The following is a 14446-nucleotide window of genomic DNA, read 5'->3' on the forward strand; positions in this document are numbered from 1 at the left end:
CATGTCCCGAAGGACACCCGTCGAACCGAGCGCGATCGCGCCGACGAGGCCCGCCGGCGCGAACGGTTGTCGCCGCCGATCGCAGGATGATACCGTCGGGCGATGGAACGCAAGCACACGCAGGGCCGCTCGCGCGCGTGGTGGGCACTCGTCTCGTTGTGGCTGTGGTCGCAGGGGACACCGGCGCGGGCGGACGTCGTCGAGGATCCGCCTGCCGTCTGTCCGGCCGGCGCCGAGGGCAACACCTGTCACGGCGGCCCGTTCTGCAAGCCCGTCAAGTGCACCAGCGACGCCGAGTGCACGGGCGGCGCGACCTGCCAGGACACCAAGGGTTGCATCGGCACCGTCGAGTGCGGCGGCGGCGAGGGCGGGCCCAATCCGACGCCCACGCTCTCTGCCCTGTGCGAGGGCGGCGAGGCCTGCGGCGCGGACGAGACCTGCCAGGCGATCAAGCTGTGCATGGCGATGGTCGAGCCGACCACCGGCGGCAGCGCGGGCACTGGACCGACCTCGAGCGGCACCGCCACCACCGACGCGGGCACCGCGAGCGGCACCGGCGACGACACCGGCGGCGGCAAGGGCGGCTGCGGCAGCTGCAGCGCCGACGCCGACGGCCGCCCCTCGGCCCTCGCGCTCCTGACGATCGCCGGGCTCGCAGGTCGACGTCGCCGCGCCCGGGGACGGGCATGACGCTCGCTCACCCGCGGTCGAGCTCGCGACCCCGCGCTCCGCTCATCGCTCACCCGCGGTCGAGCTCGCGACCCCGCGCTCCGCTCATCGCTCACCCGCGGTCGAGCTCGCGACCCCGCGCTCCGCTCATCGCTCACCCGCGATCGAGCTCGCGACCCCGCGCTCCGCTCATCGCCGCCGCGGTCCTCCTGTTCGCCTGCACCCCGCGCGCAGCTCCGCAAGCGCCCGTGGCCGAGCCCGCCCCCGCGCCGCCCGACCCTGCCGCCTCGCCCGCGCCGGAGCCCGAGCCCGAGCCCACGATCGCAACCGCCTCCGCGCAGCCCGGGCCCGCTGCTGAACCGCCCCCCACCGCGGACAAACCGTCCACCCCGCTGACGCCGAGCAAGACCTGGCCGTTCGTCGCCTGGGATCGCGCCGAGGCCTTCACCTTCAATCACGTCGCCTACGGCCCGGGCATCCCGCTGCGGGTCTACGACGCCACCTCCGGCTGGAGCCCCGACATCGTCGAGCGCACCACGATCTCGGCGGCTCAGGCCGGCAGCGCCGTCGAGCGAGTCGTCGCCACTCGCGGCACCCTCGAGGTCTCGAAGTGCGCCTTCCCGCGTCACGCGGTCGTCCTGTACGCCGGGGACACGCCCGTCGGCAGCGTCAACGTCTGCTTCGAGTGCGGCGACATCCTGGTGTGGCCCGAATTCGAACCGCCCGCCTCCGGCCCCACCGCCGAGCGCCGCCTCCGCCAGCAGATGAAGGCCTACAAGCGCGTGTTCCCCGAGTGGGAGCGGTTCTTCCGCGACGACCTCGGCTTCCCGCTCACCCCGCCCGCGCAGCATTGACCTGTCCCCGGGGCCACACGCCGGTCCGACCATTCACCTGTCTCTCGGGACATCGTGGCCCGAGAGACATCCTCGAACCGGATCATCCACACGTCTCTCAGGACATGGCGACCCGACATCTGCGGGCCGGGCCAGCTACCTGCCTCTCGGGACATGTTACCCGCGAGACATCTTCACGCCCGACCATTTGCCTGTCTCTGACATGTTTCCCCGAGCTCGTGCCGGGCCATTTATCTGTCTCTCGGGACATCGTGCCCCGAGAGGCATCCTCATGCCGAGCCATTCACCTGTCTCTCGGAACATGGTGCCCCGAGCGCCCCTGTCGGGCCCGGTGGTTCACCTGTCTCTCGAGACATCCCGTTCCGGGCGCTCCTCGCTCATCGTCTCGAGCTCGTCCTCGATCGCAAAGTGATCGACGCGCGACGCCCAGCGCGTCCCGTCCGGCGCGGGCACCAGCCCCTCCTGCGCCGGCACGCGCACCCGCACGCGGCCCGCCTCGACGATGTCCGTCAGTCCGTCGCGCCGGCGCTGCGTCGAACCGTGCCCGGCGTACGAGCACCCGAGCCAGCCCTCGAGCCGCGTCAGCGCCTCCGGCGTCGCGCGCCATCCCCCCGTATCCTCGCCGTCCACCGACCACGAGCGCTCCACCGGATCGTCGGCCGTCAGCGGGCGAGCCCCGCGGAGCTCCCCGCTCGCCAGGGACCACACTCGCAGCACGCCGTCCCGCGCCCCCGTCACCGCGCAGCCGCCGTCGCGCGCCACGGCGACCCCGGTCACCGCCGCCGGGTGCTGCAGCAGCGTCGTCTCGCGCGTCCCGGTCGACACACGCCACACCGTCACCGCCCCGCCCGCCGCGACCAGCAAGCGCGAGCTGTCCGGCGCGAACGCGACGCAGTCCCGCCCGACCATCCCCAGCTTCGCGCGCACGCTGCCGTCGTCGACCGCGAAGAGCGTCATCTCCACCGGCTTCCAGCCCGAGCGGCGGCCGCAGACGTACCAGCGAGCGTCGGGCGACAGGACGATCTCCTGGGTGTGCACGAAACGCCGGCCGTGGTCGACGCGCTCGCGCTTCCCCTCGATCGCGTCCCACACCGCCAGCCCGCGCGGCGCCATCTCGACGAAGCGGTCGTCGGCGAGCCTGCGCCCGTGCACCGGCGGTCCGCCCTCGAGGTAACCCGGCCCGTCGAGGTCGAGCCGGGCGACGAGCCGCTCGTCGCGACCGTCGCACAGCAGCGTCCCGGTGATCAGCCGCCGTCCGTTCGGTGAGAACGCCGCGTCGATCCACCCCTCGTGCGTCCCGCGGAGCCGCGTCGGTCGCCCGCGCCGCAGCGCCGCCACGTCCCACACCCGCAGCACGTCCTCGTGGCGGGTCACCAGCGTCGACCCGTCGGCCGACAGCGCCAGCGAATGCACCGACAGCGGCGCGCTCGCCAGCGTCGCCCCGGACGTCGCATCGAGCAGATAGACCGCATCGCCGTCGCTGGCCGCCACCAGCGTCCCGGCGCGGTCGCACGCCAGCGCGTGGATCTGTCCGCCGATCTGCACCCGCCAGCGGACCTTCGCGCCGACCAGGTCGACGCGGGCGATCACCCCGTCGTAATCCTGGCACCACCCGGCCACGATCACGGCTGTCCCATCGGCCAGGCCGATCGCGCAGTCGAACTTCGAGTCGCCGTCGACATCGACGTCCACCAATGACGCGCCGCTCCGGCGGTCGTGGACCTGCGCCCGGCCCCACGCGTCGCCCCGCGCCTCGAGCTCGGGCCTGCCGTCGTCGAGCTGCTGTGGGGCCAGGTCCGGCGGCAGCGCGCGGCCGGTCGCCCGCTCCCACGCGATCGCGGTCGGCTCCTTGCACCCCACGATCCGGCCGTCGCGCGAGAACGCCGGCGACCGGGCGCCAGGCAGCGTCCCGCGGTACTCCTCGCGCAGCGGCCCCAGCAGCGGAAACTCGGGCGGCCGCAGCGAGCGCGCCCACGCTCCGCGCCCGCCTCGCAGCGCCCGCCAGCGCTCCGCCCACGCCCGCAGCGGCGCACCCTCGTCGCTCCCCTCGCCGTAGAACGCCGCAGCCTCGGCGCTCGCGTGCCAGTACACGCGGTTGTACACGCACTGGAACAGCAGCTCCGGCTCGCGCACGACGAGCGCCAGGTCGAGGCGCAGCGCCGCCAGCACCGCCCGCCGCAGTTCGTCGGCGGCAGCTCGCGCGGTCCAGCGGGCGACGAGCGCCGCGAGCTCGCCGTCGGCGGCCGCGCGCTCGAGCACGGCCGGGTCCAACAAGTCAGGCAACGCGTCGGCCATGGTCTCCGTGGAGCGTACCGCGGACCGCCGCTCGCGCGCTCCCTGCAGCCCGCGCCACCCTTCAGCCCGCGCTCCGGCAGCCCGCGCTCACTTCAGCCCGCGCTGCGCCGCGCGCTTCGGCAGCGCCTGCGGCTCGGCCTGCAGCGCGCGCTCGAGCCCCTCGAGCGCGGTCCCGACCGCGCCTGTCCCCGCGGACAGGTTGGCCGTCTCGACCACCACCGTCACCAGTTGGTCGCCCGGGCGACCGCCCTCCGACGGCACGCCCTTGCCGCGCAGGCGCAGCTTGCCCCCGTCGCCACCCCGGGCGGCAGCTCGAGCAGCGCCGACCCGGTCAGCGTCGGCACCGGCACCTTGCCGCCGCGGGCCGCCTCGAGCGGGCTGACGAACAGCTCGCAGTGGATGTCCTGGCCCTCGCGGCGCAGCCACGCGTGCGGGCGCACGCTGACGGTCACGCGCAGGTTGCCCGGCCCGCCGCCGAACTGCCCCGGCTCCCCGTGGTTGGCGATCACCTTCTCCGCCCCGCCCTCGGTCCCGGCCGGCAGGCGCACCTTGAACGTCCGCGCCTCACGCCGCGCCCCGCGACCGCGACACGTCTCGCACGGATCGAGCTGGACCATCCCCGTGCCCGAGCAGCGGCCGCAGGTCGTGTGGCGGGCCAGGAAGCCCTCGCCCTTGACCTCGCCGCGGCCGCCGCACAGCGGGCAGCTCGTCGGCGCCCGCCCGCCCGGCTTCGACCCGGTGCCGGAGCACGTCGCGCACGGCCCCAGCGCCTCGAACTGGATCTCGTGCTCCGACCCGAGCGCCGCCTCGGCCAGGTCGACCGTCAGCGTGTAGCGCACGTCGCGGCCGCGGCGACGCTCGCGGCGCTGGCGGCCGAACACGTCGCCGACCACCGCCGCCAGCAGGTCACGCGCCGTCTGCATCGTCACCGGCTGATCGAACAACCCGACCGGCAGGTGGCGCTGCGCGTCGTACCTGGCCCTTTGGGCAGGGTCGCTCAGCACCGCGTACGCCGTGCTGATGGCCCGGAAGCGCTCCTCCGCCTCGACGTCGCCGGGGTGGCGGTCCGGGTGGCTGGCCAGCGCCAGGCGGCGATAGTTGCGCTTGATCTCGTCGAGCGTGGCGTCGGCGGCCACGCCGAGCACGGCGTAGTGGTCTTGGTGCTGCGCCATGGAGGTCTTCGGTCCCGAGGTCAGAAGCTCGGTGGATTCGCTGCCGAGCAGCGCCGCGTAGATCTGCTGCGAGGAGCGCTCGAGGGTCAAGAGGGCCGCCTCGATCGCCGTGGCCGGCGCCGCCGCGGCGAGCAATTCGCGCAGCGTCGCCACCTCGGCCCGCAGGGCCGCGCTGCGGCCCCTGCAGCCCGGGCAGCCCCTCCGCGGCGCGCTCGCACGCGTAGGCCAGCGCCTCCGCGCGATTTCGCAGCAGCGCCGCGTCCTTGCGGACCGCGTCGGCCTGGCGGGCCGCGGCCGCCTCGCGGGCCAGCAGCTCGACCTGCGCCCGGGTCAGCCCGGCCGCTGGCTGCACCGTCGTCGCCACCTCCGCCCCGGCCCCGAGCTCACGCGCCGAGACGTGCAAGATCCCGTCGGCGTCGACCTCGAACTGCACCTTGATCTGCGGCGTCCCGCGCGGCGCCTCCGCGATCCCCGACAGCCGCAGGCGGGCCAGCGTTTGGTTGTCGGCCGCCATCTCGCGCAACCCCTGTTGTACGTGCACGTCGACCGCGGTCTGACCGTCGATCGTCGTCCCGAACACCTCCGAGCGGCGGGTCGGCACCGTCGTGTTGCGCGGGATCAGCGGCGTGAACACCCCGCCCTGCGTCTCGACGCCGATGTCGAGCGGCACCACGTCGAGCAGCAGCACCTCCTCGACCTCGCCCGCCAGCACCGCGCCCTGGATCGCCGCGCCCACGGCCACCACCTCGTCGGGGTTCGGCGACGTGTTGGGCGCGCGGCCGAAGAACTCCGCCACCGCCTCGACCACCCGCGGCATGCGCGTCTGCCCGCCGACCAGGATCACCTCGTCGACGTCGCGCGCGCGCAGCTTCGCGTCGGCCAGCGCGCGGCGGCAGGGCCCCAGCGTGCGCTGGATCAGCGGCCGGACCAGGCGCTCGAGCTCGAGCCGCGACAGGCTCGCTTGCAGGTGCAACGGCCGCCCCTCGGCCGCGGCCACGAACGGCACCTGCACGTCCGTCGCCAGCGACCACGACAGCTCGTGCTTGGCCCGCTGCGCCGCCTCTTGCAGCTTCACCAGCGCCGCGCGATCGCGGCGGAGGTCGATCCCGTGCTCGCGCTGAAAGCCCTCCGCCAGGTGGTCGACCAGCGCCGCGTCGAAGTCTTCGCCGCCGAGCAGCGTGTCGCCGGCGGTCGCCAGCACCTCGAACACGCCGCTGCGCAGCTCGAGCAGCGACAGGTCGAACGTCCCGCCGCCGAGGTCGTAGACCGCCACGATCTTCGGCGGCCTGTCCTTTCGGTCAGCCAGCCCGTAGGCCAGGGCCGCCGCCGTCGGCTCGTTGACGATCCGCTCGACCCGCAGCCCCGCGATCGTGCCCGCGTCGCGGGTCGCCTGGCGCTGCGCGTCGTCGAAGTAGGCCGGCACCGTGATGACCGCGCGCGTCACCGGCTGCCCGATCGCCGCCTCGGCCGCGTCGCGCAAAGACCCGAGCACGTGCGCGCCGACCTCGGCCGGCGCGATCGTGCGGCCTGCGACCTCGATCCACGCGTCGCCGTGCTCGCCGGGCACCAGGTCGTACGTCAGCCGCGCGCGCAGCCCGGCGACCGCCGCGTAGCTGCGGCCGATCAGGCGCTTCGCCGCGTAGATCGTGGTGGCCGGGCTGACCGCCGCCTGGCGCTGAGCCAGCGTGCCGACCAGGACCTCCTGGCCGGCGAACGCCACCACACTCGGCGTGGTGCGGCTACCCTCGGCGTTGACCAGCACCCGGACCTCGCCGCCGTCCATCACCGCGGCGCACGAGTTGGTGGTGCCGAGGTCGATGCCGAGGATCGGGCTCGGTCGCGGACCGGCCATCGGCTGTTACGACGCCTGGCCCTCGCCCTTGCCGCCGGTCGAGCCGGGGCCGGCGATGACCACGCGAGCCGGGCGGAGCAGGCGGTCGCCCTGGCGGAAGCCCTTCTCCCACTCGCGCGCGACCACGCCGGGCGGGAATTCGGGCGTGTCGATCTGCTGCAGCGCCTCGTGGATGGCCGGGTCGAACGGGTGGCCCACGCTCGGCACCGGCTCCACGCCGAAGCGGCCCAGGGCGCTCATGAAGTCGTTGACGACCATCTGGATGCCCTTGTGGAGCTGCTCGTTGCCGCGCGCCAGCTCGAGCGCTCGCCCGAGGTTGTCGACCGTCGGCAGGAACGCGTTCAGCAGGTTCTGCTGGGCCCGGAACACGTTGTCGTCGATCTCGCGGCGCGTCCGCTTCTTGTAGTTCTCGAGCTCGGCGAGCGCGCGCAGCCACTTGTCCTTGAGCTCGGCCTTCTCGGCCTCGGCCAGCTCGGCCCGCTCCTCCGGGGTGATGACCAGCTCGGCCTCCACCGCGCCGTTGCCGTTCTCGCCCGCGCCGTCCGCCTTCTCTTCCTGTGGATCCTGGCTCATGCGGCTCCCGCTTTAAGGCCGGCGGGCGCGCGAGACAAGCCCGAATCGCGACCCCGTATTCGCGGAGAGCGAACCGCCAGTGAGGATCACTCGCTGGTGCGCGCCGCCAGCGCTTGCGCGGCGTATTCTACCAGAGGGATCGCCGCCTCGTAGTCCATGCGGTCCGAGCCCAGCAGCGCCACCGCGGCGGTGCGGCCGTCCTCGGCCGGCTGCACGCGGCAGCCGATGAGGCTCATCCCTGACAGCACGCACGGCCCCGTGGGCCCGACGCCCGCCAGCGCCGGGCGCAGCTCGCCGCCACGTGGACCTCGGCGCGGGCCTGCTCGAGCGAGTGCTCCGGCAGCAGCTGACACAGCAGTTCGGCGAGCCCGTGGTAGTCGTCGAACAGCGCCAGCACCTGCGCCAGGGTCTGGTCGCTCTGGCCCGCCAGCAGGCGTTGCCCGGCGATCTGCACCCACAACGGATCGAGCGCCGCCGCCGTGCACAGCCACAGGCCGATCCGCAGGCTCTCGGCCAGCAGGCGGTCGAGCCGCGCCTCGTGTTCGGCCCACAGGCGCGACAGCTCGGCCCGCGCCTCGGCCAGCGTCTTGCCCACGCACAGCCCGCGCAGCCGCTCCTGCAGGCGCAACAGGCCTCCGCCCTCGGCGAAGCGGGCGTCGATCGTCACCGGGTGCAGCCGCGTGTGCATCCCCGCCAGAGTGAGCGCCACCATCGCCCGGCAGCCCTGCACCGGCACCAGGTCGACCTGCGACACCTTGCCGCCGCGGTCCTCGCTGACGAACGTGACCGCCACGCAGCTCGCCACCTCGCTCAGCACCTGCGCCGCCACGCGCATGCTCTCGGGCCCGTGCACCGGCTCCGACAGCGACACGTCGACCGCCCGCCGCAGCTCCGCGCGCAGCGGCGGCGGCCGCACCAGCGAGCGCACGTACAGGCGCATCCCCAGCGGCGTCGGCAGGCGCCCGGCCGACTGGTGCGGCTGCGCCACGTAGCCGGCCTCTTCGAGCGCCACCAGCTCGTTGCGGATCGTCGCCGGCGACCACTCGAGCCCGTGGGTCTGGACCAGCGCCCCCGACGCCACCGCGCGCCCGGTGACGATGTACTCGCGGCACACGGCGAACAGGATCCGCTGGCGTCTGGGGCTCAGCTCCACTCGATCCGCATTTACCTCGTCTCGTCGCCGGACGCCAGCAGGCTCACGCGCGCGCCCCGCAGGAGCGCACCAGGGCCTCCATCACGCCTCCGATTTCCCCGACCTCGCCCTGCCCCCGCGCGACGGCCCCCTGCGCCGCGCGTCCGTGCTCACGCGCGAACTCTTCCCCGCCGCCTCCGCCCGCGCCTTGTTCGACCTCTTCCCCGCCGCCTCCGCCCGCGCCTTGTTCGACCTCTTCCCTGCCGCCTCCGCCCGCACCTCGCCCGACCGCTTCCCCGCCGCCTCCGCCCGCGGCTCACTCGGCCCCGCGCACAGCGTCGTCAACCGCTCCACGATCCACCGGTGCGCCGGCCCCAGGATCGTGTCTGCGCGGTGGATCGCCGACAGGTGCAGCGTGTGTTCATCCTCCGCCCACGCGGCCGGCCGGATCGCCACCAGCCGGCCGGCCGCCAGATCGTCCTCCGCCATCGCCGCCGGCAAGTTGCCCCACCCGAGGCCTGCGCGCAGCAGCGCCTGCTTCGTGTGCAGGTCGGCCACTCGCCACGTCCGCGGCGACAGCACCGCCTGGTCGGGCACTCCTGTCGCGCCGCGCTCCGACAGCACCACCTGCACGTGCTCACCGAGGCGCGCGCTGTCGATCGGCCCTTCGACCTGCGCCAGCGGGTGCTCGGCGGCCACCACCGCGATCATCCGGATCGGCGCCAGCGGCCGACGCTCGAGCCCCGGCGCCACGGCGATCGGCGCCGCCACCCCGAGCGTGGCCGCCCCGGCCAGCACCCGCGCCGACACTGCCGACATCGTCTCGGTGTCGACGCGCAGCGCCACCGTCGGGAACGCCGCCGCGAACTCGCGGCACAGCGCCACCAGCACCGCCAGGGGGAACAACGCGTCGACGCACAGCGACACCGACGGCTCGAGCCCGCGACCGATCCCGGCCGCCAGCCCGCGCAGCGCGTCGACCTCACCCGCGACCCGGCGCGCGGCCGCCAGGATCGCCTTGCCCGGCTCGGTCAGCGTCGGCACCCGCGTCGAGCGGTCGAACACCGCCACGTCGAGCTGGCGCTCGAGGTTGGCGATCGCCTGGCTCACGGCCGACTGCACCCGGCGCAGCCGTTTGGCCGCCGCCGAGAAGCTCCCGGCCTCCGCGACCGCCGTCAGCACCCGCAACTGGTCGAGCGTCACCTCGCCGATCATCCGCGAAGTATCGCATGAACTGATGGATCGCATCACATCTTCAGCGATTTACAGCATAAAAACCCGCGTCATGATGGGCCCCGTCATGATCACCCAGCGCCCCGCCGACTCCCGCGGCCACGCCGACCACGGCTGGCTCGACTCACACCACACCTTCTCGTTCGCCGACTATTACGACCCGGCGCACATGGGCTTCCGCAACCTCCGGGTCATCAACGAGGACCGCGTCCAGCCCGGCCGTGGCTTCGGCACGCACCCGCACCGCGACATGGAGATCCTCTCCTACGTGCTCGACGGCGGCCTCGAGCACCGCGACTCGATGGGCACCGGCTCGGTCATCCGGCCCGGCGACGTGCAGGTGATGAGCGCGGGCAGCGGCGTCACCCACAGCGAGTTCAACGCCTCGAGCACCGACCCCGTCCACTTCCTGCAGATCTGGCTGCTCCCCGAGCGCCGCGGCCTCAAGCCCGGTTATCAGCAGCGCAGCTTCGGGACTGAAGAAAAGGACGGCCGCCTGCGCCTGGTCGCCAGCCCGGACGGCCGCGACGACAGCGTCACGATCCACACCGACGCCCACGTCTACGCCGGGGTATTCGCCGCCGGTCAGCGCGCCGAGCACCCGCTCGCGTCCGGCCGCCACGCCTGGGTCCACGTCGCCCGGGGCACCGCCCGCGTCAACGGCCGCGACCTCGAGGCCGGCGACGCCCTGGCCCTCTCGGACGAGCCCGCCGTCACCGTCGAGGGCACCAGCGGCGGCGAGGTCTTGGTGTTCGACCTCGGCTAAGGCCCACCTGGCCGGGCATGTTCTTTCCAAGAACAGCGCATGCCCGGCCAGACTCGCCGTCCGACCCGCGGAGCTCGCGGCCCCTGTCTCTTCATGTCCGGAGGGACATGCTCTCTCGAGCATGTCCATCCGGACATCTTTTTCTTCATAACCCCGCGCCGCCCCCGCATGTCCCTCCGGACATCTCCGAACCGTCGCCCCTGAGTCGCTCGCCCCCGTCCGCAGGAGACATCCGCGCCCCGCATGTCCCTCCGGACATCTCCGGTCCGTCGCCCCTGAGTGGCTCCCCCGTTCGCAGGAGACATCCGCGCATCGCATGTCCCTCCGGACATCTCCTTCCCCCCGCGTCGCTCGCCCCCGTTCGCAAGAGCCGTCCGCGCATCGCATGTCCCTCCGGACATCTCCGATCCGTCGCCCCCGCATCGCCGGACCGCGTCCGCAAGAGCCGTCCGCGCATCGCATGTCCCTCCGGACATCTCCTTCCCCCCACGTCGCTCGCCCCCGTCCGCAGGAGACATCCACGCCCCGCATGTCCCTCCGGACATCTCCTCTCCGCTCCGCTCGCGTCGCTCGCCTCCGTCCGCGCGCTCACGGCGGATACAGCGCCGACGGGCTCGCGCACGGCGCCGCCAGCGTCAGCGAGAACGTCAGCGCGTGCGCAGGGAACTCCGTCAGCTCGACGAGCCCGGCAGGCTCGGGCGCCGCATCGAGCCCGCACAGGAGCCCGTCGCCGTCGACGTCGAGCCACGCGTAAAGCACCAGCCCCTCGCCGTCGTCGATCGGCACCAGCGTCTCCCACGCCACGGCCCCCGGCCGCTCGAGCTCCAGCGCGTCGAAGCGCCCGAGCGGCGTCGCCAGCTCGCCCGCCCCGCGCGACGCGTGGTGCAGCTCGAGCATCACCCGCCCCTCGCTCGCACCCGGCGCTACCACCTCGCCGGTCAGCGCCACCTCGTAGAGGCGCACGTCCTCGTTGATGCAGCCGGCCAGCACCGCCAGCGCCAACCATCCTCGCCCGCTCATCGCGCTCCTCCTCCGAAGGCCAGCCCCAGGTGAAAGCCCGGGATCGACGGCGTCTGGCTTGGCGCGTCGTACCACGCGAGGTCGACCCCGAGCTCGAGCCCGACCTCGCGCGTGATCGCCACGGCCAGCCCGATCGTCGCCCGCGGCAGCCACTCGTGGCGGAACGACAGGTCGCGCGACGTCCCCGCCGCCGTGATCACCGTCGTGCGGTCGGTCAGCAGCGTGTGCGACGTCCCCAGCATCACGTACGGCGCCACTCGACCGGTCGGAAATGCCATGCGGATCCGCAGCTCCGCGTTCGGACCGCGGCGCGCCAGCTCGCCGGTCTGGATCAGCCAGCCGAGCAGCAGCTCGCCGGTCACGCGCAGCCGCTGGCGATCGACCCACCGCAGCGCCAGCACGGCCGCCGGGCGGAACCGGCGGAAGCGCGCCATCTCGAGGTCCGCCCCGACCGTCAGCGCCCGCGGCCCCACGCCCACTTGCCCGCGCGCCCCCAGCCACGGGTAGCCGCCGGACACCGCCGCGGCCCACGCCCGCGCGTGCGAGCCGCCTCCCACCACGTCGAACACCGCCGCCTCGGCGAAGCGGACCCGCCGCACCGCCCGCTCGGCCGCGGGCGTCGTCTCCGCCCCCGGCAGCCCGCTCGTCGCCGTCAGCAGCGCGCACAGCCCCAGCCCGATCATGTCGCCACCTCCATCGACACGTTCTCAAGGACATGCCCGTAAGTGCATGCCTCAGAGAACATGTCACAAACGGTCGGGTAGAGAGGGCCGCGAGGTTCACCGAGTCTTGCCGAGCGCTCTGGTCGCTCGGATAGGTCTCCTCGCGGTCCTCCCCCCACGGATCCGGACGTGCAGATTTCCCGCATCCGGCTCTTCTTGTCAGAGGTTCGCTGAGCGGTACACGGAGTGCACGACGCGTGGCAGTGGGAGTGGGAACCTGGCCAGGATGGTCTTGGAGAAGCGCGCCGCGGAGAGTCTCCGTTGCGAGCGTCGCCTCAGACTCTTCCACCAGGCGAGCTCGACCCAGTATCGCAGCCTGCGAAGAGCACGGAAGTTGCCCGTGATCCCGTAGTACTGGTCGTGTCCGCGGAGCTTCGCCGCGAGTATCTTCGCCTGATAGGCCACGGGTGCGTGGAGATGCTGGCGACACCAGTCGGTGATCGCTCGCACCGCCCGCGTGAAGCGCGACCGCATCGTACTGCGCAGCACGGCCCACCCGCCTCTTAGCGTCTTCGCCCACGTGTGGGTGAAGCCCAAGAAGTCGAACGAGCGCGACTGACCCGGTCCGCTTCTCGGCGCTTCGTCGCCGCGAGGGCGCTCGAATCGCAGCAAGCGAGTCTTCTCCGGATGCAGGCGCAGGTTGTACTGCTCGAATCGCTTCGGCAGCACGGCCTGCACTCTCCTCGCGTCGTCCTCGTGCTCGAAGCAGATGACGAAGTCATCGGCGTAGCGGATGAGGAACGCCTCGCCACGCATGCGCGGCAGCACGTCTTCGACCCACCATCGGTCGAGCACTTCATGCAGGTAGATGTTCGCCAGCAGCGGCGAGATCACGCCCCCTTGCGGCGTGCCCGCCTCGGACCGTCTCACGACGCCGCCCTCGAGCACACCCGCGTTCAGCCACTTGCCGACGAGGCGTACGATCACCCCGTCGCTCACCCTCTTGCTCAGCAAGTCCCGGCAGACCTGATGATCGAGCGTGTCGAAGAAGCTCTGGACGTCGACGTCCAGCACCCAACCGATCCGCTTGTTCATCAGGCCCCGCCACAACGCCTCCAACGCTTGATGCGCGGAGCGCCCGGACGGAAGCCGTACGAGAAGTCGTAGAACTCCGTCTCGTAGAGCGGCTCCAGCACCATCGCCACCGCGCGCTGCAGGACCTTGTCCTCGTGCGTCGGGATCCCGAGCGGCCGCGTCTTGCCGTCGCCCTTCGGGATCTCCACGCGCCGCACCGGCGGGGCCCTGTACAGCCCCGTCTTCGCGGACCCGAGCAGGCGCTCGAGGTTTCCCTCGAGGTCGCGCTCGTACGCCTCCGCGGTCACGCCGTCGACCCCGGGTGCCGCATCCTTGCGCGTCATCCGATGGGCCTCCGTCAGCCACTCGATGTCGATGTGGTGCGCCAGCGTCCTCAGCGCCGTCCCGGGCATCTGCTGCGCAAGCTTCGCTATCCGATCTTGTTTCGTTGAGATGTTGGTGGGTTTCGGTGTTCCCGACATCTTTCCCTCCTCGGTTCTCTGACAAGGCGCCCCCTTCCCTCCGCCGGGTCCTCGCGGGTCGAGTTCCCGGCCTCCTCGGTACTACGAGGCGCTCCGACTCCCTGCTGCCCTTCCACGCGCGCTTCGGTTCGCCCTCGCGTCGCATGTACCACCTGTCCGTGGAGACAGCAGGGCCTCCCAAGTTCCTGGGTGACCCCCTTGCACACGTGCCGTGTTCCACGACCCCGGAGGAGTCCTCGGGAACGACCGAGCCTTCAGCCCGAGGATGTTGCCTTCCGCCGCATGTAGAGCGTCGGCCTCCTCGACTTCCGAACCTTTCGAGGCTGATTCCACGGCCCACGTGCTCCCTGTGTACGCTTCGCGTTTCCGTCTCCGGATCCCGCGCAACACTCGGTTCCGGCCGGGACTCGGCCTTGCCGGACGAGGGCAGGTCCCCTCGCACAGGGTCACTCTCAAAGGTTTCTGCTTCCTTGCTTCCTCCTTCGCCAGGCTTCCTTGGCGCACACATGCTCTCCTCGACATGTCGTCGAAGATCCGGCCCCCCGCACGTCCCGGCGTAAGGGGCGCGACGAAGCCCGCCCCGCACCGCCCCGCACCGCCCGCGTCGCTCCGCCGGCGCCAGGCCGGCGCCGCCACCTCATGTCCTCTCGGACATGCTCCGA

The 14446-nt window shown here is 72.8% G+C and carries 14 protein-coding genes and 2 pseudogenes; 3 read left to right on the forward strand and 13 right to left on the reverse strand.

Going from position 1 to position 14446, the window contains the following annotated elements:
* The first annotated feature begins 102 nt into the window (after positions 1-102).
* Entirely contained in the window at positions 103-690 is a 588-nt protein-coding gene (locus OV079_RS18830; RefSeq protein ID WP_267770199.1) for an MYXO-CTERM sorting domain-containing protein, read from the forward strand.
* Positions 691-917: 227 nt separating this feature from the next.
* Positions 918-1523, forward strand: coding sequence for a hypothetical protein (locus OV079_RS18835; RefSeq protein WP_267770200.1), 606 nt, complete (start codon positions 918-920; stop codon positions 1521-1523).
* Positions 1524-1859: 336 nt separating this feature from the next.
* Here the strand turns inward: OV079_RS18835 and OV079_RS18840 are convergent, their stop codons facing one another.
* From OV079_RS18840 to OV079_RS18875, 9 genes and pseudogenes are all read right to left on the reverse strand, one after another.
* Positions 1860-3806, reverse strand: coding sequence for a WD40 repeat domain-containing protein (locus tag OV079_RS18840; RefSeq protein ID WP_267770201.1), 1947 nt, complete (start codon positions 3804-3806; stop codon positions 1860-1862).
* A gap of 99 nt (positions 3807-3905) precedes the next feature.
* A complete protein-coding gene (locus OV079_RS18845; RefSeq protein ID WP_267770202.1) occupies positions 3906-4037 on the reverse strand; it encodes a hypothetical protein in 132 nt (43 codons plus the stop codon).
* Between the two features lie 2 nt (positions 4038-4039).
* Positions 4040-4741, reverse strand: a complete 702-nt coding sequence (locus OV079_RS18850) for a DnaJ C-terminal domain-containing protein (RefSeq protein WP_267770204.1) — start codon at positions 4739-4741, stop codon at positions 4040-4042.
* A 105-nt stretch (positions 4742-4846) separates the two neighbouring features.
* Positions 4847-4990, reverse strand: a pseudogene (locus OV079_RS58150) (J domain-containing protein); the annotation flags it as partial.
* A gap of 262 nt (positions 4991-5252) precedes the next feature.
* A pseudogene (gene dnaK, locus OV079_RS18855) lies at positions 5253-6842 on the reverse strand (molecular chaperone DnaK); the annotation flags it as partial.
* 6 nt (positions 6843-6848) lie between these two features.
* On the reverse strand, positions 6849-7415 hold the full coding sequence (locus OV079_RS18860) for a nucleotide exchange factor GrpE (protein WP_267770207.1): 567 nt from the start codon (positions 7413-7415) through the stop codon (positions 6849-6851).
* Positions 7416-7501: 86 nt separating this feature from the next.
* Positions 7502-7651 carry a hypothetical protein gene (locus tag OV079_RS18865; protein ID WP_267770208.1) on the reverse strand — a complete coding sequence of 50 codons (150 nt, stop codon included), beginning with the start codon at positions 7649-7651 and terminating at the stop codon, positions 7502-7504.
* Entirely contained in the window at positions 7648-8568 is a 921-nt protein-coding gene (locus OV079_RS18870; RefSeq protein WP_267770209.1) for a hypothetical protein, read from the reverse strand. Before OV079_RS18870 ends, OV079_RS18865 begins: the two co-directional genes overlap by 4 nt.
* A gap of 81 nt (positions 8569-8649) precedes the next feature.
* A complete protein-coding gene (locus tag OV079_RS18875; RefSeq protein ID WP_267770211.1) occupies positions 8650-9762 on the reverse strand; it encodes a LysR family transcriptional regulator in 1113 nt (370 codons plus the stop codon).
* An 85-nt stretch (positions 9763-9847) separates the two neighbouring features.
* On the opposite strand from OV079_RS18875, the gene OV079_RS18880 reads away from it, so the two are divergent.
* Positions 9848-10546, forward strand: a complete 699-nt coding sequence (locus OV079_RS18880; RefSeq protein WP_267778595.1) for a pirin family protein — start codon at positions 9848-9850, stop codon at positions 10544-10546.
* A gap of 588 nt (positions 10547-11134) precedes the next feature.
* Here the strand turns inward: OV079_RS18880 and OV079_RS18885 are convergent.
* From OV079_RS18885 to OV079_RS18900, 4 genes are all read right to left on the reverse strand, one after another.
* The gene (locus OV079_RS18885; RefSeq protein ID WP_267770212.1) at positions 11135-11566 is read right to left on the reverse strand and encodes a hypothetical protein; all 432 of its coding nucleotides are present in this window, start codon (positions 11564-11566) and stop codon (positions 11135-11137) included.
* The gene (locus tag OV079_RS18890; RefSeq protein ID WP_267770213.1) at positions 11563-12249 is read right to left on the reverse strand and encodes a hypothetical protein; all 687 of its coding nucleotides are present in this window, start codon (positions 12247-12249) and stop codon (positions 11563-11565) included. Before OV079_RS18890 ends, OV079_RS18885 begins: the two co-directional genes overlap by 4 nt.
* A gap of 198 nt (positions 12250-12447) precedes the next feature.
* Complete coding sequence (locus tag OV079_RS18895; protein ID WP_267770215.1) at positions 12448-13323, reverse strand: reverse transcriptase domain-containing protein; 876 nt, start codon at positions 13321-13323, stop codon at positions 12448-12450.
* Complete coding sequence (locus OV079_RS18900; protein ID WP_267770216.1) at positions 13323-13715, reverse strand: reverse transcriptase family protein; 393 nt, start codon at positions 13713-13715, stop codon at positions 13323-13325. The genes OV079_RS18895 and OV079_RS18900 overlap by 1 nt, the downstream gene beginning before the upstream one ends.
* Positions 13716-14446 lie beyond the last annotated feature (731 nt).

The sequence above is a fragment of the Nannocystis pusilla genome (assembly GCF_026626665.1).
GTDB classification, from domain to species: domain Bacteria; phylum Myxococcota_A; class Polyangia; order Nannocystales; family Nannocystaceae; genus Nannocystis; species Nannocystis pusilla.